The organism is Methylobacterium goesingense (assembly GCF_022179225.1).
Taxonomy (GTDB): domain Bacteria; phylum Pseudomonadota; class Alphaproteobacteria; order Rhizobiales; family Beijerinckiaceae; genus Methylobacterium; species Methylobacterium goesingense.
The window spans coordinates 1-20,825 of sequence record NZ_BPQL01000019.1; the positions used below are offsets into that span (position 1 = coordinate 1).

31 protein-coding genes and 2 pseudogenes are annotated in these 20,825 nt (G+C 68.8%); 2 read left to right on the forward strand and 31 right to left on the reverse strand.

From position 1 onward, the window contains the following. From MFF30_RS03920 to MFF30_RS04020, 21 genes and pseudogenes are all read right to left on the reverse strand, one after another. Positions 1 to 524 (reverse strand): annotated as a pseudogene (locus MFF30_RS03920) (hypothetical protein); the annotation flags it as partial. A 3-nt stretch (positions 525 to 527) separates the two neighbouring features. Further along, the gene (locus MFF30_RS03925) at positions 528 to 1,193 is read right to left on the reverse strand and encodes a phage adaptor protein (protein WP_238276821.1); all 666 of its coding nucleotides are present in this window, start codon (positions 1,191 to 1,193) and stop codon (positions 528 to 530) included. A 15-nt stretch (positions 1,194 to 1,208) separates the two neighbouring features. Further along, complete coding sequence (locus MFF30_RS03930; RefSeq protein ID WP_238276823.1) at positions 1,209 to 1,850, reverse strand: phage adaptor protein; 642 nt, start codon at positions 1,848 to 1,850, stop codon at positions 1,209 to 1,211. Positions 1,851 to 1,958: 108 nt separating this feature from the next. Continuing rightward, complete coding sequence (locus tag MFF30_RS03935; protein WP_238276825.1) at positions 1,959 to 2,372, reverse strand: hypothetical protein; 414 nt, start codon at positions 2,370 to 2,372, stop codon at positions 1,959 to 1,961. Positions 2,373 to 2,467: 95 nt separating this feature from the next. Beyond that, complete coding sequence (locus tag MFF30_RS03940; RefSeq protein WP_238276827.1) at positions 2,468 to 3,571, reverse strand: N4-gp56 family major capsid protein; 1,104 nt, start codon at positions 3,569 to 3,571, stop codon at positions 2,468 to 2,470. Between the two features lie 353 nt (positions 3,572 to 3,924). Next, the gene (locus tag MFF30_RS25910; protein ID WP_283205856.1) at positions 3,925 to 4,575 is read right to left on the reverse strand and encodes a collagen-like domain-containing protein; all 651 of its coding nucleotides are present in this window, start codon (positions 4,573 to 4,575) and stop codon (positions 3,925 to 3,927) included. Further along, the gene (locus tag MFF30_RS03950; RefSeq protein WP_238276828.1) at positions 4,575 to 5,114 is read right to left on the reverse strand and encodes a hypothetical protein; all 540 of its coding nucleotides are present in this window, start codon (positions 5,112 to 5,114) and stop codon (positions 4,575 to 4,577) included. Before MFF30_RS03950 ends, MFF30_RS25910 begins: the two co-directional genes overlap by 1 nt. A gap of 4 nt (positions 5,115 to 5,118) precedes the next feature. Further along, positions 5,119 to 6,153: a hypothetical protein gene (locus MFF30_RS03955; protein ID WP_238276829.1), complete on the reverse strand. Its 1,035-nt coding sequence runs from the start codon at positions 6,151 to 6,153 to the stop codon at positions 5,119 to 5,121. Positions 6,154 to 6,218: 65 nt separating this feature from the next. Further along, on the reverse strand, positions 6,219 to 8,183 hold the full coding sequence (locus MFF30_RS03960; RefSeq protein ID WP_238276830.1) for a portal protein: 1,965 nt from the start codon (positions 8,181 to 8,183) through the stop codon (positions 6,219 to 6,221). Further along, positions 8,180 to 9,487: a PBSX family phage terminase large subunit gene (locus tag MFF30_RS03965; RefSeq protein ID WP_238276832.1), complete on the reverse strand. Its 1,308-nt coding sequence runs from the start codon at positions 9,485 to 9,487 to the stop codon at positions 8,180 to 8,182. The genes MFF30_RS03960 and MFF30_RS03965 overlap by 4 nt, the downstream gene beginning before the upstream one ends. Then, entirely contained in the window at positions 9,477 to 9,950 is a 474-nt protein-coding gene (locus tag MFF30_RS03970; protein ID WP_238276840.1) for a DUF2280 domain-containing protein, read from the reverse strand. The genes MFF30_RS03965 and MFF30_RS03970 overlap by 11 nt, the downstream gene beginning before the upstream one ends. Positions 9,951 to 9,957: 7 nt before the next feature. After that, on the reverse strand, positions 9,958 to 10,599 hold the full coding sequence (locus tag MFF30_RS03975) for a putative metallopeptidase (protein ID WP_238276842.1): 642 nt from the start codon (positions 10,597 to 10,599) through the stop codon (positions 9,958 to 9,960). Continuing rightward, positions 10,599 to 10,928, reverse strand: coding sequence for a hypothetical protein (locus tag MFF30_RS03980; RefSeq protein WP_238276844.1), 330 nt, complete (start codon positions 10,926 to 10,928; stop codon positions 10,599 to 10,601). Before MFF30_RS03980 ends, MFF30_RS03975 begins: the two co-directional genes overlap by 1 nt. After that, positions 10,928 to 11,080, reverse strand: a complete 153-nt coding sequence (locus tag MFF30_RS03985; protein WP_238276846.1) for a hypothetical protein — start codon at positions 11,078 to 11,080, stop codon at positions 10,928 to 10,930. The genes MFF30_RS03980 and MFF30_RS03985 overlap by 1 nt, the downstream gene beginning before the upstream one ends. Before the next feature lie 112 nt (positions 11,081 to 11,192). After that, a complete protein-coding gene (locus tag MFF30_RS03990) occupies positions 11,193 to 11,417 on the reverse strand; it encodes a hypothetical protein (RefSeq protein ID WP_238276848.1) in 225 nt (74 codons plus the stop codon). Then, a complete protein-coding gene (locus MFF30_RS03995) occupies positions 11,414 to 11,611 on the reverse strand; it encodes a hypothetical protein (RefSeq protein ID WP_238276850.1) in 198 nt (65 codons plus the stop codon). The genes MFF30_RS03990 and MFF30_RS03995 overlap by 4 nt, the downstream gene beginning before the upstream one ends. A gap of 139 nt (positions 11,612 to 11,750) precedes the next feature. Next, the gene (locus MFF30_RS04000; protein WP_238276852.1) at positions 11,751 to 11,918 is read right to left on the reverse strand and encodes a hypothetical protein; all 168 of its coding nucleotides are present in this window, start codon (positions 11,916 to 11,918) and stop codon (positions 11,751 to 11,753) included. A gap of 15 nt (positions 11,919 to 11,933) precedes the next feature. Then, positions 11,934 to 12,725: a recombinase family protein gene (locus tag MFF30_RS04005; protein WP_238276854.1), complete on the reverse strand. Its 792-nt coding sequence runs from the start codon at positions 12,723 to 12,725 to the stop codon at positions 11,934 to 11,936. Positions 12,726 to 12,900: 175 nt separating this feature from the next. Then, entirely contained in the window at positions 12,901 to 13,188 is a 288-nt protein-coding gene (locus MFF30_RS04010; RefSeq protein WP_238276856.1) for a hypothetical protein, read from the reverse strand. A gap of 484 nt (positions 13,189 to 13,672) precedes the next feature. Next, on the reverse strand, positions 13,673 to 13,921 hold the full coding sequence (locus MFF30_RS04015) for a helix-turn-helix domain-containing protein (RefSeq protein ID WP_238276858.1): 249 nt from the start codon (positions 13,919 to 13,921) through the stop codon (positions 13,673 to 13,675). Between the two features lie 54 nt (positions 13,922 to 13,975). Then, the gene (locus tag MFF30_RS04020; RefSeq protein ID WP_238276860.1) at positions 13,976 to 14,713 is read right to left on the reverse strand and encodes a hypothetical protein; all 738 of its coding nucleotides are present in this window, start codon (positions 14,711 to 14,713) and stop codon (positions 13,976 to 13,978) included. Between the two features lie 193 nt (positions 14,714 to 14,906). Here MFF30_RS04020 and MFF30_RS04025 point away from each other — a divergent pair, with 193 nt between their 5' ends. Further along, positions 14,907 to 15,308: a hypothetical protein gene (locus MFF30_RS04025; RefSeq protein ID WP_238276862.1), complete on the forward strand. Its 402-nt coding sequence runs from the start codon at positions 14,907 to 14,909 to the stop codon at positions 15,306 to 15,308. A 27-nt stretch (positions 15,309 to 15,335) separates the two neighbouring features. On the opposite strand, the gene MFF30_RS04030 is transcribed toward MFF30_RS04025, so the two are convergent. The 3 genes from MFF30_RS04030 to MFF30_RS04040 are packed head-to-tail and all read right to left on the reverse strand — an operon-like array spanning position 15,336 to position 16,651. Further along, entirely contained in the window at positions 15,336 to 15,683 is a 348-nt protein-coding gene (locus MFF30_RS04030; RefSeq protein WP_238276864.1) for a hypothetical protein, read from the reverse strand. Positions 15,684 to 15,692: 9 nt separating this feature from the next. Further along, on the reverse strand, positions 15,693 to 15,929 hold the full coding sequence (locus MFF30_RS04035) for a hypothetical protein (protein ID WP_238276866.1): 237 nt from the start codon (positions 15,927 to 15,929) through the stop codon (positions 15,693 to 15,695). After that, entirely contained in the window at positions 15,926 to 16,651 is a 726-nt protein-coding gene (locus MFF30_RS04040) for a hypothetical protein (RefSeq protein ID WP_238276868.1), read from the reverse strand. The genes MFF30_RS04035 and MFF30_RS04040 overlap by 4 nt, the downstream gene beginning before the upstream one ends. Between MFF30_RS04040 and MFF30_RS04045 the strand changes: the two genes are divergently transcribed. Continuing rightward, positions 16,650 to 17,012 carry a hypothetical protein gene (locus MFF30_RS04045; protein ID WP_238276870.1) on the forward strand — a complete coding sequence of 121 codons (363 nt, stop codon included), beginning with the start codon at positions 16,650 to 16,652 and terminating at the stop codon, positions 17,010 to 17,012. The genes MFF30_RS04040 and MFF30_RS04045 overlap by 2 nt on opposite strands. 222 nt (positions 17,013 to 17,234) lie before the next feature. Here the strand turns inward: MFF30_RS04045 and MFF30_RS26135 are convergent. The 7 genes and pseudogenes from MFF30_RS26135 to MFF30_RS04075 all read right to left on the reverse strand — a co-directional run. Further along, a pseudogene (locus MFF30_RS26135) lies at positions 17,235 to 17,423 on the reverse strand (helix-turn-helix domain-containing protein); the annotation flags it as partial. 4 nt (positions 17,424 to 17,427) lie between these two features. Then, positions 17,428 to 18,282, reverse strand: a complete 855-nt coding sequence (locus MFF30_RS04050) for an MT-A70 family methyltransferase (RefSeq protein ID WP_238276872.1) — start codon at positions 18,280 to 18,282, stop codon at positions 17,428 to 17,430. After that, positions 18,279 to 18,740, reverse strand: coding sequence for a RusA family crossover junction endodeoxyribonuclease (locus MFF30_RS04055; protein ID WP_238276874.1), 462 nt, complete (start codon positions 18,738 to 18,740; stop codon positions 18,279 to 18,281). The genes MFF30_RS04050 and MFF30_RS04055 overlap by 4 nt, the downstream gene beginning before the upstream one ends. Positions 18,741 to 18,755: 15 nt before the next feature. Then, positions 18,756 to 19,388, reverse strand: a complete 633-nt coding sequence (locus MFF30_RS04060; RefSeq protein WP_238276877.1) for a hypothetical protein — start codon at positions 19,386 to 19,388, stop codon at positions 18,756 to 18,758. A gap of 91 nt (positions 19,389 to 19,479) precedes the next feature. Beyond that, positions 19,480 to 19,887, reverse strand: coding sequence for an Acb2/Tad1 domain-containing protein (locus tag MFF30_RS04065; protein WP_238276879.1), 408 nt, complete (start codon positions 19,885 to 19,887; stop codon positions 19,480 to 19,482). Between the two features lie 2 nt (positions 19,888 to 19,889). Continuing rightward, on the reverse strand, positions 19,890 to 20,327 hold the full coding sequence (locus MFF30_RS04070) for a hypothetical protein (protein ID WP_238276881.1): 438 nt from the start codon (positions 20,325 to 20,327) through the stop codon (positions 19,890 to 19,892). Positions 20,328 to 20,672: 345 nt separating this feature from the next. After that, positions 20,673 to 20,825 (reverse strand): hypothetical protein, encoded by a 153-nt coding sequence (locus MFF30_RS04075; protein WP_238276883.1) that lies wholly within the window; start codon positions 20,823 to 20,825, stop codon positions 20,673 to 20,675.

Genomic DNA, 20,825 nt, shown 5'->3' on the forward strand with positions numbered 1-20,825 from the left:
GCCGGCCTCGCCTCCGACCCCAACGCGGTGCAGTGGTCGGAGGCGAGGCCGGCCAGCACGACGAACTCGCCCACCACGCCCATGTGCCGGGCCCGGGGCGGGTTGCCGTCCAGCGCCGCGAAGCGCCGGCCGTTGTCGATGTTGATGACCTGCACGGGCGTACCGAGGCTGCACGCCAGGAGCCGGTTGCCGTAGATCGCGAAGGACCAGTAATCGCCCGGCGGCACCGAATAGGTACCGCCCTCGCGGGAGACGTCATCCCAGACGCCCGTCCCAGCGTTGTACCGGAACAGCTGCGTGGCCGTGCCGGCGAAGTAGCTGGAGAACCCGAAGGCGGGCGACTTCACCTCGATTGCGCCGCGGCATCCGGCCGGAAGCGCGGCAGAGATGGCCACGGGCGACGCGAACGGGCCCCAGCCATCGGCGCGCGGCATCACGTTGCGCGCCACGGCCGAGACCGAGGCGTCGAGCGTGGCCACGTCCGGGGCAAACGGGGCCAGGGCGACGCGGGCGGCCTCGGCCATGGCTTAGTTGATCGCCTTAGCGGCCGTCGCCTCGGCGACATCGGTGGCCGTGCGAGCAGTGCGCGTGGCCGTCTTCTGCGTGTCGCCCGCGCCGAACACCGCGGCGAGGCGCTTGTCGAGCAAGCCGAACCACTGGGCCGCGCGCTCCTCGTCCTTCTGGAAGAGCATGGCCTCCAGCAGGGTGCCGTAGAGGTAGACCATCGGCGCCTTCTGGATCAGCCAGTTGGTCGGCGTGTCTACGGTCAGTGACGGCAGGCGCGCGTAATAGGTCAGGTTGAGCGTGCCGGGGATCGGCGGGGTAACCACCACCCGCCCCGCGAGCAGGGTGTAGAACTGCGGCACGCCGGACGGCCGATGGCGATGGCGGAACTCCGGACTGTCGGGCTCGCGGTAGGCCAGATAGAGCGGGCGCTGTACCGAGCCGGCAACCGGCTTCCAGCGCACCGCGACCCAATCCACGAAGTCGGCAGGCTGAGCGACACCGTCATCGTTGATCGTGACGTCGCCCGTCGCCTTGTGCATGTCCACGACCTTGAGGTCGGTGTTGAATCGATCCTCGGCCATCTGCACGAAGGTCGCGGCAAAGGACTGCAGATCATCACGCGCGAGGTAGTTCTCGACGTTGGTGAGCAGCGAGGGATAGTCGGTGATGCGGGTCGGGTCGGCCATTGTGCAGGCTCCGGGTCAGAGGTGGTAGGCCCGGACCTGTCCGGACGAGGCGATGCGGTTGGCTCGGCCCCGGAGGGACCGGAAGGCTTCGTCGGCGAGGGCTTCCTGCACTTTGCCCATGGCGACGTCGCGCAGGACGTTGAACCCGAGGTGCCGCTTGGCGCGGGCCGCGATCAGGTCGGAGGCCTCATCGACCCACGGCGAGGTCTCGTCGCGGTCGGTCGGTGCCGGAACCTCGACATGCGCGGCAAGGCGGATGGTCCATGCCTCGGAGGGCATGGGCCAAAGCCGAATGGCGCGGTCGAAGTACGAGTAGGCGCAGGGCTGCGAGGCGCTGCGCGCATCGTCGAGGCGCTCGATCGCGGTCTCGGCGATGCGCGTTAGGGGATAGGTCTGCTCGTTCTCGATGCGCATCACGCTGTCGATCGCGAGCAGCGCTGGGATCTCCGTCGCATCCCCGCCCCCGTAGACGTCGGCGCCGGGGATCGTCTGGAAGGTCAGGATCCGCTCGTTGAAGGTGAAGCGCTCCGGCTGGTAGTGCCGGATGGCCCGGTCAATCGCGGTTGCGATCTGCGCGTCGAGATCCGCCCGGGCGATGTCGTTCGCGATCTCGTCGAGGAGGTCGCCGAACGTCGGCTTCCCTTGCGCGTTCGGCATCGGCGGGCCTCGGATCAGCGGATGGGGAGGGCGACGGCGGGGCTTCAGGCTCCGCCGCCAGGACCGCCGCGGCGTGCAGGGTCCAGTAGGTCAGGTTCACCGGGCCGCTCAGGCGCGCGGCGCGACGTACTCGAACACGATGTCGGCCACGCCCGCGGTCGGCGCGGCGCCGGTGGGCACGTAGGCGACGTACGGCACGGTGTCGGCGGTAAGCTGGCCGAGCGCCGTGGCGGTGTCGGGCCGCTTCACGCCGACGGTCTGGGCGACCGAATCCGTGGCCGCGACGAGGTCATTGCCGCCGGGCGTCGATCCGACCACGAGGGGGTTGGTCGTGCCGGCGTTGAAGGCCTGGGTCACCACGATGGTCGTGCGGGTGATGATGGCGCCGGCCGGGAAGGCGTTCTTCATCGGCACGCCGGAGGCGAGGAGGTCGTCGAAGCGCACTCGAGCGCGAAGCTCGCCGACCTGACCGTGCAGGAGAGAGCGGACGGGCGGCTTGGTCGGATTGGTGTTGGTGGCCATGGCGGGCCCCTTTCGATCAGGATGGAGGGGGAGACGCGCAGGCGGCCGGGGCCGGCCCGCGCATCAGGATCGGTCAGGATCGGTCAGGGCTGCGATCAGCCGGCGTTGACGGCGTAGGTCGGGATGACGATCACCGCGAAGTCGCGGTTGTTGTAGGTCGTCTTCTTCAGACCCCAGATCGCCCAGGCCGAGACCTCGAGCTCGCGCTTGTGGTCGTACAGTTCCTCGTTCCAGCGGTACTTGTCGGTGCCGCCACCCTTGCCGAAGGCCGCCGTGGCCGCCTGGGCGCCCATCAGGACGGCGCGGCGCACGGTCGGGAGGATCGTCTTGCCGTCGGGCGCAACGCCCATGGTGACCTGCTGGGACTCGCGCAGGACGACGTTGTTGTAGACGCCGAGGGCCCCCGTGAAGATCGGGTTCTTGGTGACCTCGCCGCCCTGCATCGCGGCCTTCTGGATGTCGAGCCACTGGCCCTGGCCGGTGTTGCGGCGCAGCTGCGTGACCTGGGTCGGGTGCAGGTACATGACCCACATCTCGTCCATGCCGTCGACGCTGACGGGACGCATCTTCACGTCGCCCGCGTTGCCGCCGGTCTTCGCGATCTCGACGGCCGAGTCGATCAGGTCGAGGGAGAAGATGTCTCCGGTGACGAGGGCGCCGTCGTTGGCGCGGGCGTTGGGGCGCACGACGCGGGTCGAGGGCGTCACGGCGTTGTTGGCGGTGAACTTCACGCCGCCCGAGCCGTCGACCTGGACGAAGTTGGCCGGGGTGAAGCCGCAGGCGTGGTTGAAGAACGAGACCGAGGTGCGCAGCTGGAACCAGTCGGCGAGGCCGGCACGGGCCTGCTCGCGAAGGTCGAAGGGCACGCGCTGCTGGTCGATCGTATTCTTCGAGCGGATGCCGACGACATTGCCGAGCTCTTCGATGGTGATCGCGTCGGAGTTCGTGGTCAGCTGCTCACCGTTGCCCTCGGCGCGGTCCGAGGAGGTGAAGCCGTTGCCGTTCAGCTGCATGCGCAGGCCGAAGGTGATCTTGTCGCCGACGCCCTTCTGGGTCTCGGTCTTGACCTGGATCACGGCCTTGTCGCCCTCGCCGAAGAGCGGGGCGATATCGAGGGCCTTGGTGGCTTCCGTGGCGAGCTTCTTCGACCACAGCTTCACGGCGAGGGCGTCGTTCAGCGGATACTGGGTGACGGACATGGGGGTGCCTTCGAGGCTTGAGGTTTCCGTGGGGGAGGGGTTCTGCGGGCTGTGCGTCGCCGCGCGGACGGAAGCCGGGCCCCATGGTGCCGCTGGGGACGGTGGTCGGACGGGACCCGTGCCGTGGGTCAGGCGAAGGCTGTGACGCGGCCGGGCGGATCGCGTGACGTGCGATCGGGCGAACCGGTCCGGCGAACGCAAAAAGCCCGCGGTGAGGCGGGCCTTGGACGAGCGTCGGATCGGGGCGTTGGGAAGAGCCGACGGGCGGTCCGAGGGCGGACCGTCACAGCGCTGGCGACAGGCTAGCTAATGCGCGCGGTTTGCCCGTCGGGTCAAGAGGTTGTCGCGCGTGATCAGTTGCAGATCACGCGGATGGCGAGAGGTGTGCCGGCCGGCGCGGTCGCGAAGGCGCTGCCCGACAGGAGAACGGTGCCCTGGCTGACCTTCACGGCAGCGGTGGCGCTCGCGTTGGTCGACGCGGTGATCGCGCCGGTGATCATCTGAGCCGGCGTGCCGGTGGTCCAGCCGAGAATGACATCGACGTCGGGCGCCGAGGTGCAGGCGGTCCAGGTGTACGAGGCGGAGCCGCTGGCGTTGGTCGTGGCGGTGTAGCGCTCGACGCGCTTCGGGGCACCGGCCGGGCCGGACGGTCCTTGCGGACCCGTGATACTGGCGCCGGCTGCCCCGGTGGCGCCCTGGAGGCCGGTTTCGCCCTTCGCGCCAGCCGCACCCGCCGCGCCATCCTTGCCGGGGACGCCCTGGATGCCCTGCTGACCGGCCGCGCCGGGCGAACCCGCCGAGCCCGCATCGCCCTTCGGACCGGCCTGACCGACGGCGCCCTGGTCGCCCTTGGGCCCTGCCTCACCCTTGGGGCCGGCCGGACCAACGGCACCGGTCGGACCCATCGGGCCCATCGGCCCCATACCCGGCGAACCCTCGTCCTCCGCGAATGCGGGCGCGAGGGCGAGCCCGGACGCGAGCGCCAGGGCAAGCAGGAGGCGCATTAGTTGTTGTTCCCGTAGTGCAGCCGGAACGCGCACGGGGTCGTGCCGGGGTCCGCCAGGGCCATGATGGAGACGTAGCGGACCTGCCCGCCCATCGGGTTCGCCGTGCTGCTGAGCGTGCGCCCGGACCGCGACAGGAAGAGCGTGTCCTCGAACTGGTTCACCGAATCCGTCGGCGAGGTGACGCGCAGGACGTTCGGAATGGTCGCGCCGCCCATCGTGACGGGCTGGGTCGTCACCGGCACCGTGGCCGCAACCGAGGTGATCACGACGTCGACCGTGCAGGGGTTGATCCCGCGATAGGCGGACGAACCCGCCGGCTGTAGGATGGCGTAGGTCTGGGGCGTCGTGCTGACCGGAAGCGCGAACGCCTTCGCCGAGCGCGTGAACGGGATCGCACCGACCTGGAGCGGGTTCGCTCCGGTCCCGATCGGCGCGCCCGCGCCGTCAACGAGGAGGTTGGTCTCCATCGGGCCAGCCGCGAGGGCCAGCGCCGGGAGACATGCCGCCAACGCGACGGCTGCGAGGACGCGCCGCATCGGATCAGCCCCCCATGAGGGCGCGGACGCGCGCCGGGTTGGCCTTCTCCATCTTGGCGAAGTCAGATTCGGACATGCTGGCGAGCATCTCAATGGTGAGCTCGCCGGCCGGGGTGCCGCCCGCCGAGGAGAGTGAGAGCGAGGCGGCCTGGCCCTTGGCGATGCGGGCGGACTTCTCCGCCGGCGTTTCGGCCGGGGCGGCGGGCGCGGCCGGCTCTGCCGCCTTCGGCGCGAAGCCGCGCAGCTTGGCGAGCTGCATCAGCCGGGCGGCCGGGGACTGGCCCGCCTGGATCGCGGCCTGCACGATGCCGAACTCTTCCTCGCGCACGGCCTGTACCGCGTCCGCCTCGGGCACACCGAGCAGCTGCAGTTCGGCGATACGGCCGGAGAACAGGTGCTCGTAGGCCTGGGCGAACTCGGGCTGGGCCGCGATCGTCCGCTGCACGTCGCCGCGATAGGCGGTCAGGACCTCGTTGCGCTGGGTCGCCTCGACGCGCTGAGCCTGCTCGGTCTTCTGCGCCTCGGTGAGCTGGGTCTGGCCGGCGCGAATGTCCTGGATCTGCTTCTCCAGGTACTTCGCATAGCCGAAGATGTCCTCGTTCGGATCGGGCGGCGTCTCGGGCTCGGCCGGCGGCTGGGGCGCTGCGGCGCCGGGCTGGGCCGGGGCCTGTCCACCCTCGCTCATGATGCGGAAGCGCTCTTCCATGCGCGCCAGCGTCACCCGGAACTCGTCGCGCTCGCGCTCGACGGCCTTCCGACGCTCACGCTCCTGGTGGAATGCGCCATGACGGACGAATTTGCCCTTGTTCTCATCGGCGCCGCCCTCTTCGAGGTCCGGATCGACGACGTCGCCGGGGGCCGCAGCCTCGCCAGCAGGGGCAGCAGCAGGCGCCGCAGGCGTCGGAGCGGCTTCGCCACCGGCGGCCGGCGCAGGGGCGCTGGCAGGCTCCGGAGCGGCCTCGCCGGACGACATGGCGCCCCAGGCGGCCTCCTCGTCGGCGGTGAAGGCGTCGTCGCTGCTGGTGAAACCGTCGTTCATGGGTGTCCTCGTGACGTGAAGGGTACGAAAGCCGGTGGAGCGCTACCGGCCGCGCGGGAGAGGGATCAGGCCGCGAAGGCCGATGCGGGCTGCTCGGGCGGAGCGGCGAGGGCCGCCACCTTCGCGAAGCCGTCGATGTGGTCGCCTTGGGTCAGGGCTGCCTCGCGCCCGGCCTTGGCGTTCTTGAGCGCGGCGCCGGCGGTGAGGTCCTGGATCTTCGCCACGGCGGTCTGGACCGCTATCTGCTGCTGCTGTTCGGCCTGCGGATCGGTCGGTGCCTGGGCGAGCAGCTCGCGCATCTTCGCGACGAACGAGGCCGGGAAGGGCGAGTAGGGCAGGACCTCGAGGAGAACCTGCGGCGTGATCATGTCCTTGATGATCGGCAGCACCGAGGTGAACGTCTGCCACACCACCTGCTGCTGGTTCGGCGCGGACGGTGCGTCGTCGATGATGACGTCGTAGTCGCCGGCCGTCTGATCACGGAGCATCGGCACGACCTTCGTCACGCCGTCACCCATGATGCGCACCAAGCGCCCGTCCGAGAGGAAGTTCTGGATCAGGTAGAGGCGCACCTGCCCGATGTGCTTGCGGGCCCGGCGCAGGGAGTCGAACAGGCTGGCCAGCATCGTCATGGCGGCCTGTTTGCGCTGGTACTCCAGCACGCCGGCCTGCTCCTGCTGCTTCTGGCCCATCAGCTCCAGGTTCACCCCTGAGGAATCGCGGATCGACATGATCGCGAACTCCATGAGCTGGTAGTGCCCGGCCGGCAGGGTCGGCAGCGGCTTCTCCTTCATCCGGCCGCTCATCAGCGTGCCATCCTCGACCCAGGAGATGGCACCGGCCTTAGCGTAGCTTTCCTCGAACTGCGCCTGATCCGAGACGGCGCCCTTTTCCATGAGCAGCCCGCCCTTGGCCTGGCGGTTGAGCATATCGAGGGTCTGGCTAAGCCACTTGTTCGCGTAGCGCTGCGGATCACGCATCGGCCGCACGATGCCGAACCACGAGTTCTGGTTCTGGTCGCGGTCACCCGTCATGCAGGCGTAATGGAAGCGGTCGCCGGCAGGCGAGGGCGTCTCGGCCAGTATGACGTTGCCCAGGAAGGCCCGGCGGTACACCCGCTTCATCCGACGCTGGACTTGGATCTCCATGCCGAGGGCGGCGGCGCGGCGCTCAAGCGTGGAGGCCTGCGCGTCGTCCATCTCGACGGTCTCGCCCGTGCCCGGGTCGGTGACGGTGGCGACGCGCTTGCGCTCCCACCACACCGCCTCGACGATCGTCACGCGGGCGGTGCCCTCGTCGGCGGAGGCGGGCCGGTCAGAACGGCGCTGGCCGGGCTGGATCTGAGCGTGCGGGCCGTCGCCGTCGCGGTCCTCAGCCCAGGCCGCATCGAGGTCGGCCGGGTCGGCGTCGGGGAACATCGCCTCGGCCTCGGCGCGGTCCATCGACTTGGCCCGGAAGAAGCGGCGGGCGTCCGAGAGATTGCGTTTTGTTGCCGAGGCGTCCCAAATCATCTCAAGCGGGTTGACCCGGTCCTCGACGTAGGCGCCGTCCGGGTTGGTCTCGTAGCAGAGCCGCATCTCGACCCAGCCCATGCCGCACGTCACCAAGTCGATGAAGGCGTCCGATTCCTCGTCCTCCGCCTCGGCCTCGGCGGCGAGGTAGCGCGACCCCTCGGTCAGGACCTCGTTCAGCGCCGTGTCCCCGATCTCGCGGGGCAGGTACTGGATGTCGAGGCGGCTGTTCACCTGGGAGCCGGCCACGGCCTTGATGATCGGCAGGGTGCGGTCGAAGGTGATCGGCGGGCGGCCCTGCTCCTCGAGGACGGCCCTATCGGCCGCCGACCACTGCCGCCCGGCCGTCATGTCGAAGTCGATGCGGGCCTCCTCGCGCCACTTCGAGGAGGCGTCGCGGTCCACGCGGAACCAGCCCTTGAGCCGGAGATAGAGGGCCTCGCGGTCGAGGTCCTGCTTCTCGCGGGCGTCGGTTTCGTCGCCGGCCACGGCGCTGCGATCGGCGTCTGTGTCCGTCATGCTGCCCATGCCGATCCTGATGGTTTGGCGTCGCTGCGCCGTCGGCGCGCGTAGCGGTCGTTCGGGCCGTCCAGCGGCTTCGGCGGGGCCTGCGGCTCGGCGATCGCGACCGCGAAGTACCGGAAGGCGTCGGCGCCGTGGCTGGCCCAATCGTGCAGCGGGTTCTTGGAGAACTGCTGCGTGGCCGGGTCGACGTCGTAGCGATAGTTCCTCAGCGCCTGCAGGCCGTCGGCGCACAGGTCCTCGTCGAACCAGCACCGAGCGAACAGGAGGCGCGCCGCGTCGATGCCGGCGGCCACGGTGAGCTTGGGGACGATGCGGACCCGGTGACCCGCGTCCCACATCTGCTGTTCGATGGTGCGCTTCGAGGCGAGGAGCTCGTTGCGTGCATCGTGCGGCAGCCAGTGCTCGCCGTAGACGTACTGGCGCTCCTCGGCGACGGTCCGCAGGTAGTCGATGTAGTGCTGCAGCGCGTGGCCACGGTTCTCGTAATAGGCGATCAGCCGGAATTCGAACCCGACGACCTGGGCGAACCAGATCGCGGTCTTATCCGCCCGTCCCAAGTCCCAGAACGTGTGCACGGGCTTCGACGGATCGAACGGCACCTTGCCGAAGCGGCTGGGGCTGGCACCGCTGGCGGCCAGGATCTCGTTCGCGTAGATCGCGCCGTCGAGGACCTGCTTGCAGTTGCCGCCCCAGACCGTCTCGTAGGCGATCGGGTCGCGCGCCTTCAGGTCGAGGGCTTCCTGGCGCAGGACGTCGGGGAACCAGGGGTTATCCTCCCAGCCGATCTTGACCACGCGGGCCCCGGTCGGCGGCGTCCTTACGAACCGCTTGTAGGTCTCGTCCTCCGCCAGCTCGGTGTTGAAGCTGATCCAGATTTCCGAGCCCGGCTTGCGGATCGTCGGGACCAGAACGTCCCAGGAGGCCTTCGAAACGGTGCGGGCCTCCTCGACCCAGCAGATGTCCACGCCTTCGGTCGACTTCACCGAGGCGACGTTGTGCCGGAGCCCCTTGAAGATGAACTCGGTCCCGTTGGTCCCGAGGATCCGCTTTTCCTGGGTGTCGAAGTAGTCGGACAGGCCGAGGAGGTCGACCTGCTGCGCGAGCAGGGCGTGCGCCGACTCCGCGATCGAGTTCTGGAACTCGCGGGCGCAGAGGATGCGCAAGGGCCGCTGCGCGCCGAGCAGCAGCAGGGCGCGGCCGAAGCCCCAGGACTTCGCCCCGCCTCGCCCCCCGTAGGCGACCTTGTAGCGGGCCGGCTCGAAGAGGAAGTCGAGCTTCTCCGGAAACTCAACCTGCATCGGGCACCGGCGCCGGCCGGACGAACGTCACGGTGATTCCACCGTCGATCAGCGGGGCGCCATCCTTGCCGGTGTTCTCCACCTGGCGCTTGTTCGTGAAGGCGTCGCCGCATTCCTTGGCGACCTGCTCGAGGAGCGAGGCGACCAAGACCATGTTGCCGGCCCGCTCGGCCTTTTCGGCGAGCCGGGCCAGCGTGCGCAGCCGGACCACCTTATGCGAGATGCCGATCGCCGCCGTGTCCGCGAGGAAGGCCTCGCGCGTGATCGCGAACAGAGCGCGAAATTCCTCGGACAGCGAGGCCCCGGCGCGCTTGCCAGGGTCGTACGCCTCGACCGCCTGCCGGGACACCTCGAGGCCAAATTCTTCCTTGACCGACTTGGCGACCTCGGAGGGGGTCTCGAAGCACGCAAGCTGCTGAACGACGAAGGTTTTCACCTCGTCGGGGAGGCCGTTCTGCGCCATGGCGATGTCAATGTCCGGTCAGGGAGCGCCCGCAGGTGCCACAGGCGCCCGCGATCTCCGCCTCGCACACGATGGGCGCCCGGTTGGCGGCCTCGACCAGGGCGGCGGTCTGGCCCGCCGCGTGGCCCGCGCCGTAGCGCGCCACCACACCGACGAACTCCTCGACGTCGTGGCCCGGGATCTCGAACACGGGCTCGCCGGTCATCTTCGAGAAGCGCGGCGCGCCCCACCGGCCCTTGGCCTGGCCGGCGTGGTACAGCTCGTGCTCGACGAGGCTGCAAAACGTCGCGTCGCTGCACTGGTCGGCGTAATCGGCGTCGAAGGTCAGCAGGAAGTGCGGCATCCAGCCGAACCAGCCCGTGACCTGCTGCTCGAACCGGGCCTTGGCCCAGCGATTCCCCATGAACGCGGTCGTCTCGCACATGCCGACCACGGCGTTGCCCTGGCGAGCGTTCGGCACGGCACACCAGAGCACGCCGAGCCGCGCGCTGCGCAGGTGGACGTGGTCCTCGTTCAGAAGCGGCGCGTCCTCATCGATGAAGGTCGCGCGCATCCATGCGAGCAGGTCGTGGGCCGGGCGAACCGGGGTGAGCGTGTCGATGGCGGCATCGCCGACGAGGTCCTCGGGCGGGCGCGGCCGGACCAGCATCAGCCCTTCCGACGCTCGCAGGAGATCTTGTGCGTCTCACCCGGGGCGAGGCTCAGGTGCGTGGCGAGCACCGCGCCGACCTGGGCGCAGGCGGTGACCATCGCGACGGGCTGGACGGCCATGTCGAGGGCGTTGTCGCGCGAGCAGTCCCGGCCCGCGACGCCGGCCGGGCAGACCAGTACCACGGCGCGGAACCCGGCCTCGTCGGCGTGCGCTGGCGCGGGCAGCAGATGGACCCACAGCACGATGGCGCCGACGATCGCCACCATGAGCGCGACGCGCCAAGCCTCGATGATCGGGGGCGGCGAGGGGGCGGCCGTGTTCGCCATCAGTGCACCGTGGGCGAAAGGTGAAGCGTGGTGCCGTCGGGCAGGGTCCACGTGCTCAGGTCGCACTCGGCGTGGACGGCAACCGGACGCCGACGCTGGAGGGCCGCCAGCGCGATGCCGGCGAGGAGAAGCAAGGCGCAGGCGCGGGGCATCAGCGGCCGCACCCGTTCGAGAGGATGGTCTCGCCGCGATAGACGACCGTGGTCGCCACCGGCGGGACGGGCGCGGGCTTGGCCACCAAGCGGCGGAGCAGGGCGAAGTACTTCACAGCCGGAATCCTTCGAGGAAGGCGCGCCGCACCTGGACGCACTCGGACGCCGAGCGGCACTCGCTGGCGATGACGGAGGCGATGCGCTCGTGCATCGCGGAGGGGGCGGACCCCGCGTAGGCGTCGAAGGCGTCGGCGGCGGTGCCGAAGCTGTCGCTCGATTGGCCCACCATGGGGGCGAGCAGCTCGACGGCCTGGTCGACGAGGTCCGAGGGGGTCATGCGTGGGTCCTGAGCGGATGGAGGCGGACGGACGCGCGGCCGGCGGTGAACGCGACCTCGCGGTACTGGCCCGGGACCGGATCGGCCTGGGCGGCGAGGGCGAGGGCGGCGACCCAGTGCGCGGCAGTGGGCCGGCCCTGGTGGATGGTGGTGGCGAGGCCGGCGAGGCGCCGGGCGAGGACGACGGCGTTCATGCGCATGCGGTCCGCGCCTTCCGTGCGTCCGCCTCGCGGCAGGCCTTGAGCCAAATCCAGTAGGCGGAGGCGGCCGGGTCGCGCTGGAGGTCGCGGCGCGCCTTGTCGGCCTGCGCTGCGGTCCAGTCCGGCCGCGCCGTCACAGGCCGAGTCGCTTGTGCGAGATCCGGCGCCAGCCCTTGGTCGGGTGCAGCACCATGATGGCGTCGGCCTCGTAGCGAAGGCCGGCGACGCGCTTCGGCGCGATCGCATTCCACGCGGCATCGACCCGGGCCCGGTGAAGGGCCGAGAGGCTGTACTGGTTCATGCTGGGGACCTTCGTTCAGCCGATGATCGCGGCGTGTGCGCCTGGCTGGAGGACGTGCTGTTCGGTCCCTGTCCACGAGAACAGGTACTCGACCGCGCCGCGGTATTTCGGGTTGTCGAGGAGGTAGCCGACGCCGCCGGCCGTCCACGTTTTGCCCGTGGGTGAAGGGATGCGATCGGCGTTCAGGCCGTCGGCGATGGCTTGGAGCGTGCGCTTGGTCCGATGAGCCGGACCGCGCTCGCGGAAGATCCTGCGGACCACCGCGGCCTGATCGGGCACGATCACCAGGTGGCCGGCCTTGTCGGTCTCGTACCCGTAGGGCGCCCGGCCGCCGGCGAACCCGCCGCGTCCAGCCTTCGACAGCTTGCCGCCGGCGGTCCGGTCCCGGATCGTGAAGCGCTCGCTTTCGGCCATGCCAGCGAGGATCGCGAAGACGGTGCGGCCCATCGGAGTGGCGGTGTCGATCGGCTCCGTCACCGACCGAATGCCGATGTCGTGCTGCTCGGCGAGGTCGGCCACGGTGGTGACCGCGTACCGGATCTCGCGGGCGAGCCGGTCGAACTTGTAGACCAGCAGGATGCTGAAGGCCTTCGCCTCGGCCAGTTCCAGGATGCGCCCGAAGCCGGGTCGCTCCGCTGGCCGGGTCGCGCCCGAGACGCCCGGGTCGGTGACCAACTCCACCAGCTCGTAGGCCTGCGACTCAGCGAAGGCGCGAAGGGCCCGCTCCTGCGTCTCGAGGCCGAAACCGTTGGAGGCCTGCTCGTCCGTCGAGACCCGAAGGTAGGCCACCGCACGGGTGGCGATCACCGCCTTTTCGGCCTCTTGGGTTTTTATTCTGGCCCGGATGCGAGACGTGCGCTTGGAGCCAGCCAACATAACTAAGCTCCTCGAATTGCTCAGTTATTTCGGCCGTCGCCGACTTCGGATGATATAAATTCCGAATTGTCTTGGTAATTCGGAAATCGCTGCGTTTCGGAGCCGATCAGGCCCGCGCCGCGACCACTCTCGACCGACCCCGGAACGCGACGGTGGCGCGGGTCCCGGCGATCGCGCCGGCCTGGAACGAGGCGACGGCGGACCGGCGCGGCGCGGCCTCGCGCGGCAGCTCGGCGCCGGTCAGGTCGCGGTGGAGCCGGCGCAGGCCTTCGCGGATCTCGCCGATTTCCCCGAGGAACGTCTCGACGGTGTGCCGATGCCCCGGAACCCGGAGGCGGTCGGCCTTGCGGAGCAGGTCGGCGACCCGCTCGGCGTGCTGGCGATCCGTCATCATCGGGTGCCGATCATGTCACGAAAGCCCGGCCGCGTCCTGTGCTCGAAACGCCTAAGCTGTTGAGCTGGTTCGCGGTGCAGGTGGAAAGGGGGCCGGGGCTTCTCGTCGCCCGGCGAACGGCATCGTCAGTCCGGACGACGCGCGGGCCATAGTTCACCTGGCAAGGTGCCCGTCAGGGATAGGTGATGATGAGACCGGTGACCGGCCGTAGCATCATCGAAAGCGCGCGAGGCGCTGTCGGTGGGGCGCTGAGCCCCGGTGCGGGAGGGGGATATGTGCGGCGCGCCGGCTTCGGGTCCGGAAAGGCTAAGCCCGGCAGGCGTTGTGTGGCCGCTATGGTCCGTTCTGTTCAGTCAGGCGGGGCGGGTCACAGCTTCATGGCTGACCTCCCCCGACTGGGCGTTAAACGCACAGCGCCCGGCGGCGATGAGCCCCGGGCGCGTGTCGTGCGACGGTGACGTTCTGCAACGGAACGCCCGTCGGGTCAAGGATTTGCGAGGAGCCGTATCACGTCCTCCGGCCGAACCTTCGCGCGGAGGAGGTAGCGCAGGAAGCGGGCCGCCGTGGGCGGGATCTCGCGCTCGCGGTTCGCCCACTTCCTGGAGGTGCGCGCATCCACACCTAGGAGCGCGGCCGCGCCGCCTTGCGTCAGGCCGAGGAGGCCGATGGTTTCTCGGTACTCCTCAGGCGTCATTGAATCAGCCGTGCTACGGAAAGGGATATCGTCCGTCATGATGCTCTGTAGGCCCACTGGTCCTACCTTTTAACCAGGGGTGGCCCATCTAGCCTAGGCCTCTTCGCTCGCCTCCCGCTCCGTAATTAGCGCCGCCGACCGCTCCAGCCGCTCCGGGATCGCATCGGCCTGGGACGCGTACTCGTCCCGGGTCGGGGCTGCGCCGGGTGCCCGGGCGGTGTGCTGCGCCTCGGTGAGCTCGCCGAGGAGCCAGCGGAATCGGCCGGCGATGTCGGAGGAGGCGCGTTCGCTGCTGCCGCGCCCGCGGGCCTCGGCGTAGGCCCCGAAGGTGAAGCCCTCGGCCAGGATGGCGCGGAGGAAGCGGACGCCGCTGTCGCCGATCACGCGGGCGGCCCGTTCGTTCGAGGCCTTCACGGCCCGGGCGGTCTCGATGCGGCCGAGCATCCGGATATCTTCGATGGTGAAGCCGTGCGAGGTGCTGTGCGAGGCGAAGCCGCCGGACGACATGGTGCTATCCCATGTCGAGCCCGAGGTGCGGACGCCGAGCTGCTTCTCCCACAGCATCTGCAGGGTGCGACCGACGAGGAACTGCGCCTCGGTGATCCGGCCGGCGGAGCGCTCGGCGGCGAGCACGTCGACCCGGCGATTCACGGTGGCGGTGATGAAAGTCGACGGGTCGTAGGGATCGCGGACCGAGGCGGTACCGGGCTGGATCTCGACGTCCCGCGCCGTGACGCGCGCGAGGCTGACGACCTTGCGACGGCGGCCGCAGGTGGCTTGCGAGCGAGCGGTGTGGGTGGTGCTGGACGACTTCTTGGCCGACGCGGTCACGGTGGTGCCCCTGTGCAGGTCCAGTCCTTAACGCCGGGCCTAAATTGTGGGTCGAGCCAGCATGGCCCGGATGTCAATCTTCGATTCGGTGCTACGATGTCTCAGAAGCTGCGCCACCCCAAGCCGAATTGGGCCCAGGACCATGGAAATGCACTTCAATTGGATGCATACTTAAAAAGTTTAGAGGCATGCTGTGGATAGACACAAATTAAAAATCTCACTGCTGTCCCTACTTGAGCAGTTTCGCGAATATCAAACGACTAATCAGGAGGAGATGCTAAAGTTTACAGAAGAATTCTGGGTAAAAACATCCAAGCTCGTGTTTGATTTCGTAAATAATATCGTTGTAGTTGCAACACTATCATATGCGGCAAGCAAGACCAATAGTTGGGTTTTGCTATTTACGAGTTTTTGCTTGGGAATGATCCTATTGGTCGAATTAATTAGTAGGCTGGAGGGCTTTTTCCTAAAATGGTTATTTGTTCCATCTGCGCCGCGCGGTGCGGCTGTTGGAGTCAGCTTACTAATCAGCCTACTGAGTTATGTTGTTATATTTGGGGTCGTGGAGAGATTTGAAGCATCTTTCAAAATGTGAGTGCATATTTACTCCAATAATAAGCCCTTACTTTATCGAATTGAGGCCTATTGAAATTAGTTCGACCGCCATATCGACACCACGAGTAGCGCTGTCACGATTCCAGCCATTAATCACACAGGCCTGACGGAAACTTGGCTCGCGGCCGACCTGGGCGTTGAGCCAAGCCTTGAGCTGCGCCTTCATGCGCCAGTCTGCGACGTACATCTCGGGCCAGCGCTGCACCCGCACGTCACCCGGCTTCGGACCGGCTTGTGCGTCGGCATCAGTGTGCCCTGCCCAAGCGGCGAGGAGCCAGAGCCGGACGCGCGCGGGCGGATATGGATTCGGCGGGTCAGGGCCTTCGATACGACGCAACGGGTTTTCAGCCAGCACAGGTCTCTTTCAGAGAAGCGAGGCCTCGACCTCGGCGCGGTGTTCAAGGCAGGCGAAGACCGCGAGCTCGGGCGCGGTCCGGAAGTTGTTGAAGCCGAACGGGCCGGGCTGGCCGCAGACCTCGCAAGGGCTCGGGGGCGTGACTCCGGCCTGGAGCTGCCGGAGCTTTGCTGCCGAGGCCTGCTCGCGCCGGTCAATCAGGTGCGGCATGGCCTCAAGCTTGGGCCGGGCGTGGCCGAGGCTCACGCCAACACCCGCTTGCGGTCGAGGTTCGCCATCAGGTGCGAGACGTCGAGACCCTTCAGCGGGGCGACGATGTCCGACCCGGTGCGCGGCCCTTCCTCGGGCTCGGCCAGGACCGGGCGCGCGTCGGCCTGGGGCATCCGGCGGGTGAGGTACTCCGCGGCCGCCTGCCGGGCTTTCTCGACCTCGGCGCGCTGCTCGGCCGTCGGCGGGTCGTAGACCTCGGCGGCGAGGATGCGGCGGACGTGGACCAGCTTCTTGCGCAGGCTGGTGAGGCCGGCCTTCACCTCCGCCGCGAACTCGGCCGGCTTGGGGCGGAAGGAGACGCTCACGGGCAGGATCGTGCTGGCGCTGTCGAACCGCTCGACTGCGGCCTGGATCGCGCCGAGCGGCTGGCCCAGGACCGCGTTCACGAAGCGCTCGTTCCGGGTCTCGGTGCTCACCGCATCCGATTCCCGAGCTGTGTCGTACGGGATCAGGAACTGCGAGATCACCGCCTCGATCAGCAGCTTGTCGTGGCAGGGCTCAAGCCGCGCCTCGAGGTGCGCGCAGGCGGCGGAGAGCTGTCGACGCTCGACTGTCGTAGCCGCCAGCGCGCGCGGCACGCAGTAGCGGTTCGGTTGGCCTTCCACCTCCGCCAGCCGCCCATGCAACACCGTGATCGTCTCCTCGAGCTGCGCCGGGCTGATCGTCGCCACGGCCCTGGTCTGATTCACGGTTCCCATGTTCGCGCTCCTGGAGCAGGCGTTGGATTTCGAGGCTGCGGGCGACGTTGCCGGTGGGCTGGCGGGGAGGAGAGGCGCCGCCAGATCGGACCAGGCGCGGCGTCACGGGGGCGGGGCGATCCTCGAACCGGCGATCGGCGAGGAAGCGGTCGGGCCCCATCCAGTTTCGGTCGGGCGGCTTGCTGGCGACGTAGCGGGCGACGCCGTCGAGGATGGCCTCGAACGGGACGTCACCGTCACGATGCAGCCGGTCCAGCTCGGCGAAGGCGACCCGGCCCTTGACCCAATGCGGGTAGGCCTCCTGGAACTGCTCCCGAAAATCGACCGGCCACGCGCAGGTCGAGTCGAGAGAGTTTTGTGATTCCTGTTGGGTAGGTTTTTGTTCAAACGTAGTGAGGGGGGACTCTGTGACCGGGGCCCCCGGACTCTCTGTCCGGGTCCCCTCGGGTCGTGAGTCCTCCCCCCCGGACTCTCTGTCCCTACCCCCGGACTCTCTGTCCGGGGCGTAGAGAACTAAGCGGATCATGTCCGAGGCGCGCGAGCCGTCATCCCGGATTCGGTCCTCACGGACGAGGAAGCCCTTGTCTTCGAGGGCCTGGAGTGAGCGCCGGATCGTGCGAACGTCGCATTCCAGGTCGGTGGCGAGCGTGCCCTGCGAGACCCAGGTGCAGCCGTCGTCATGGGCCCGGCTGGCAAGCGCCAGGAGGACAGCCTTCAGGGTCAGGTTGCCGGCGGTCTGAGCGTGAGCCCAGCGGAGCGCGATGCCGCTCATGGCCCTACTCCGCCGCCTGGAGGACGGGCGCGGGCGCCGGCTGGTACAGGTTCACGAAGTCGGGCCGGGGCGTGCGCTGGAAGCCCTCGCCGTAGGGCGGGAAGCTGCAGGCGCGGACGAGGTCGTAGAAGGCGTCCGGCTTCTCGGAGTTGGCACCGACCGGCCAGTCGTGGTCGGTGCGGGTCGAGCGGGCCGCCGACCGGGTGCGCAGCGTGCCGCGCGTGGCGAAAATCACGTGCTCGGTGCTGTTCCGGAAGTACCGGCCGAAGCCGATGTCCGGCTTGGTCCAGGTCAGCACCGTCTTGTGCTCGAAGCCCCAGGCCGCGAGCAGCTGCGGGAACAGCGACAGGGTGTTGTTCGTGACCCAGAGGTAGAGGTGCGCGTCGTCCTCGGCCCAATCGTGGACCGGCATGGCGAGGATGTCCGCGAAAGGCATCAGGGCGTAGTCGTGCCCGGCCGCGTCCGAGATGTTGTCCTCGGCCCACGGCGGGTCGAACACCAGGGTGCGGAACCGGCCCTGCACCGGGACGAGGCTGAGCACGCGCTCCTCATCCCGGGCGCGCAGCAGCTTGGTGTGCGGGCCGTTCACCTTGCCGGTGCGGTCCATCTCCTCGAGGAGGGGCCCAAACCGCACGGGGTCGGCCTCGGCGGCGCGGCAGACGTCCGCGATCTTCTCGACCTGGCGCCCTGAGATGCCGAACTTGGCGCCGACCCGATCCAGCACGCGCGCAGGCTGCGAAAGTTTCGCACCCTTCCGGCCATGGGCCATCCGGTCGCGAGCCTCGGACCGCTCGCGGTCCAGGAGGGCGAGCGCCATGGCGTGCAGCTCGCTCGGGCGGAACGTGACGGGGGCCTTCATGACGCGAGGTCCTGCGTCAGCGGCGCGGCCGGCTCGATGCGGAACACCAGGGCAGGGGTCTCCGCGTAGGCCTTGCGGACGAACCCCTCGACTACGGACGCGTCGTCGCCCCAGACGATGCCGTTGAAGGCGTCCGAGCACTTCGCGATGTTGTCCCAGTCGGGCTTCACCTCGGGCCGGATCAACCCCGCGAGCGCCTCGGCGCGCTTCTTATTCGAGAAGCTCTTCGGGATCGGCATGTAGGCGTAGACCGCCACGGACAGCGGGCCGGTGAGCGGCGCAACGCCCAGCATTTCGGCCGTGGCCACCGCGCGCAGGTTGGCCTCGTATTCCCGTGTCGCGGCGTCGGAGTACTGCTGCGTCCGCGGCGCACGGCCGGGGACGTTCACGACACGCGAGCGGTGCCGGCCCTTCCCACGCGGGGGGCCGGGAAGGCGGATGATGATCGGATCTGGCACCGCTCGCGCTCCGGCTCAGGCTTCGACAGAGGTGCGGGTCGTGTCGGCCGGCATCTCGGGCGGGGGCGGGGCATCGCCGCCGGCGGCGGCGCGACGGCGCCGACGTGGCTTGGTGCCGGAAGCTTCGGCCTCGTAGCTCACGCCCTCATCGGTCTCGGCACCTTCGTCCTGGTCGTCGCCTTCGGTACGCAGCTCGTTCAATTCGAGCTCCGTCTCCTGGATCACGCCGTCGTGGTCGTGAATCGGGAGGTCCGGCTGATCCTTGTCGGCCTTGGCCTCGGCGCGTTGGCCGAAGTAGGAGGCGGCATCGGCGAACACGAGGATGGCCGAGCCGCCACCGTGCTCGGCGAGCTTGGTGATGTCCTCGACCGAGCCCGAGGCGGCCACCTTGAGCTTAATGCCGTCCTTCACGGTCCACTCGCCGGTGGTGACCAGCATGTGGACGAAGCCGGTGTGGGCGACGATGTCGACCGAACCCCGGACCACATCGCGCGAGAGCTTCTCGACGTTGCCGATGATCCGCTTCTGCTGATGTTCGCTAAGCTTGGTCCAGGGCTCGTCCATCCCTCGCAGGATGTCGAGGTACTGGTCTCGGATGTCGCCGGACAGCGTCTCGGCTTGCATCTCGACAGTATTTGTGGCTTCCATTTCACTCTCCACAGCACGGGCTACACGCCCGATTGCGAACCGCCCGGACCCCGCTTGCCGCGTAGGGTTCCGGGCGGTGTTGTTTCGGGGGTCAGGGGTGCGGGCGGCCGTTCGGGAGCGGCTCATCGCGGCGCGGGACGCGGGGCTCGCCGCGCGAGCGCAGGTCCTGGGGCGCGGTGTCGGTCACGGTCTCGGCCGCGAGCGCCGGTACATCGCCGGGTAGCGAGACACGCCCCGGCTGGAAGACAGCGCGGTTCACGGCCATGAAGCCGGTTTCGATGTGCGTGCGGCCGATCGCGAGCCAGCGCTTGTCGACCTCGGGGCGCCCGGCGAGGCCGTCGAGGATGCGCAGGATCTGCTCCTCGGCTTCCTTGTTCGCGTTCACCGTCTCGACCTTGTCGGCCGTCTGCGGCCGGTAGCCGGAGACCGGCAACCCGAGGTGCGTGTCGCCGCCCGGGCCGTTGAGGAATCCCTTCGCCTGTTCCGTGCCGTCGACCATGGTCACTTCTCCTGCTGGGACGCCCGCCACAGCGGCAGGTCGCAAGGGGGGATCACCGGCTTCGCCAGGGATGCAGCCGACGCCAGAGGCGGTCCCACCACGCGCGGATGCGCGCCTTCAGCCGTGCGAAGAGCAGCCGAAGCCGCAGCAACAGCAGGGTCCGAAGGGCCAGCGATGCGGGCGGTGGTCTCGACTTCATGGGCGAGCTTCCTCAGCTGTCGCTCGACTTCGCGGGCGTGGGCGGCTTCCAGGGCCGAAAGGACGTTGGAGGCGACGGCTTTGGGCGGCCGGTAGCGGAGGGCCCAGAGCTTGGAGAAGGGCAGGGCCGCACGGTGCGCGACCCGCCGCATGGCGTTGGCCGTGTCGCCCGGGCCGCGGGATTCCCAGCGGAGCAGGTCGTCGGCAAAAAGCTGAGCGCGTGAGATATCAGCGTCAGGCATTTGCTTTTTCCGCAAAGACCTTTTGCACATGCGCAAATCCATCCGTGTTTATTGAGGGGCACGGACAGGACGGGCAGATATGCTTGAGGAGGTTGAACGGGGTACGCAGTACAGACGCGTGATCGGCAGCTTGGCGGCGACGACGAGCACGCGAATTGAAGGATGCGCGGGCCGGCTCCCAGGGATGGTTGAGCCGGCCCACGCACTCACGCACCGGAGCCGCGCAGGCTCGACGGGCGTGATCTCGGAATTTGGCGCCGGGCCCGCGTGTCGAAACGAGGGGGCTCGTAACGGGCCCGGCGATCGGCCGCTTCAGCTCGGCACGATGGGAGGAGGGCGCGGCGCTCATAGCGACCACGCCCAGATGCAGAAGGCCACGAGGCCGATGGCGCAGTCGGCCAAGCCGAAGGCGAGCGCCCGGCCGGAGCCGGTAGCGAACGCCCCGGCGAAACCGATCACAGCGAGACCAGCGAAGATGAGCGAAACCAGCCAGCCCAT

What these genes read in the sequence shown, in the direction of transcription:
- MFF30_RS03925 (WP_238276821.1), bottom strand. Translation starts at nt 1,193, where the DNA reads ATGGCCGACCCGACCCGCATCACCGACTATCCCTCGCTGCTCACCAAC.
- MFF30_RS03930 (WP_238276823.1), bottom strand. Translation starts at nt 1,850, where the DNA reads ATGCCGAACGCGCAAGGGAAGCCGACGTTCGGCGACCTCCTCGACGAG.
- MFF30_RS03935 (WP_238276825.1), bottom strand. Translation starts at nt 2,372, where the DNA reads ATGGCCACCAACACCAATCCGACCAAGCCGCCCGTCCGCTCTCTCCTG.
- MFF30_RS03940 (WP_238276827.1), bottom strand. Translation starts at nt 3,571, where the DNA reads ATGTCCGTCACCCAGTATCCGCTGAACGACGCCCTCGCCGTGAAGCTG.
- MFF30_RS25910 (WP_283205856.1), bottom strand. Translation starts at nt 4,575, where the DNA reads ATGCGCCTCCTGCTTGCCCTGGCGCTCGCGTCCGGGCTCGCCCTCGCG.
- MFF30_RS03950 (WP_238276828.1), bottom strand. Translation starts at nt 5,114, where the DNA reads ATGCGGCGCGTCCTCGCAGCCGTCGCGTTGGCGGCATGTCTCCCGGCG.
- MFF30_RS03955 (WP_238276829.1), bottom strand. Translation starts at nt 6,153, where the DNA reads ATGAACGACGGTTTCACCAGCAGCGACGACGCCTTCACCGCCGACGAG.
- MFF30_RS03960 (WP_238276830.1), bottom strand. Translation starts at nt 8,183, where the DNA reads ATGACGGACACAGACGCCGATCGCAGCGCCGTGGCCGGCGACGAAACC.
- MFF30_RS03965 (WP_238276832.1), bottom strand. Translation starts at nt 9,487, where the DNA reads ATGCAGGTTGAGTTTCCGGAGAAGCTCGACTTCCTCTTCGAGCCGGCC.
- MFF30_RS03970 (WP_238276840.1), bottom strand. Translation starts at nt 9,950, where the DNA reads ATGGCGCAGAACGGCCTCCCCGACGAGGTGAAAACCTTCGTCGTTCAG.
- MFF30_RS03975 (WP_238276842.1), bottom strand. Translation starts at nt 10,599, where the DNA reads ATGCTGGTCCGGCCGCGCCCGCCCGAGGACCTCGTCGGCGATGCCGCC.
- MFF30_RS03980 (WP_238276844.1), bottom strand. Translation starts at nt 10,928, where the DNA reads ATGGCGAACACGGCCGCCCCCTCGCCGCCCCCGATCATCGAGGCTTGG.
- MFF30_RS03985 (WP_238276846.1), bottom strand. Translation starts at nt 11,080, where the DNA reads ATGCCCCGCGCCTGCGCCTTGCTTCTCCTCGCCGGCATCGCGCTGGCG.
- MFF30_RS03990 (WP_238276848.1), bottom strand. Translation starts at nt 11,417, where the DNA reads ATGACCCCCTCGGACCTCGTCGACCAGGCCGTCGAGCTGCTCGCCCCC.
- MFF30_RS03995 (WP_238276850.1), bottom strand. Translation starts at nt 11,611, where the DNA reads ATGAACGCCGTCGTCCTCGCCCGGCGCCTCGCCGGCCTCGCCACCACC.
- MFF30_RS04000 (WP_238276852.1), bottom strand. Translation starts at nt 11,918, where the DNA reads ATGAACCAGTACAGCCTCTCGGCCCTTCACCGGGCCCGGGTCGATGCC.
- MFF30_RS04010 (WP_238276856.1), bottom strand. Translation starts at nt 13,188, where the DNA reads ATGATGACGGATCGCCAGCACGCCGAGCGGGTCGCCGACCTGCTCCGC.
- MFF30_RS04015 (WP_238276858.1), bottom strand. Translation starts at nt 13,921, where the DNA reads ATGACGGACGATATCCCTTTCCGTAGCACGGCTGATTCAATGACGCCT.
- MFF30_RS04045 (WP_238276870.1), top strand. Translation starts at nt 16,650, where the DNA reads ATGTTCGCGCTCCTGGAGCAGGCGTTGGATTTCGAGGCTGCGGGCGAC.
- MFF30_RS04040 (WP_238276868.1), bottom strand. Translation starts at nt 16,651, where the DNA reads ATGGGAACCGTGAATCAGACCAGGGCCGTGGCGACGATCAGCCCGGCG.
- MFF30_RS04050 (WP_238276872.1), bottom strand. Translation starts at nt 18,282, where the DNA reads ATGAAGGCCCCCGTCACGTTCCGCCCGAGCGAGCTGCACGCCATGGCG.
- MFF30_RS04060 (WP_238276877.1), bottom strand. Translation starts at nt 19,388, where the DNA reads ATGGAAGCCACAAATACTGTCGAGATGCAAGCCGAGACGCTGTCCGGC.
- MFF30_RS04065 (WP_238276879.1), bottom strand. Translation starts at nt 19,887, where the DNA reads ATGGTCGACGGCACGGAACAGGCGAAGGGATTCCTCAACGGCCCGGGC.
- MFF30_RS04070 (WP_238276881.1), bottom strand. Translation starts at nt 20,327, where the DNA reads ATGCCTGACGCTGATATCTCACGCGCTCAGCTTTTTGCCGACGACCTG.
- MFF30_RS04075 (WP_238276883.1), bottom strand. Translation starts at nt 20,825, where the DNA reads ATGGGCTGGCTGGTTTCGCTCATCTTCGCTGGTCTCGCTGTGATCGGT.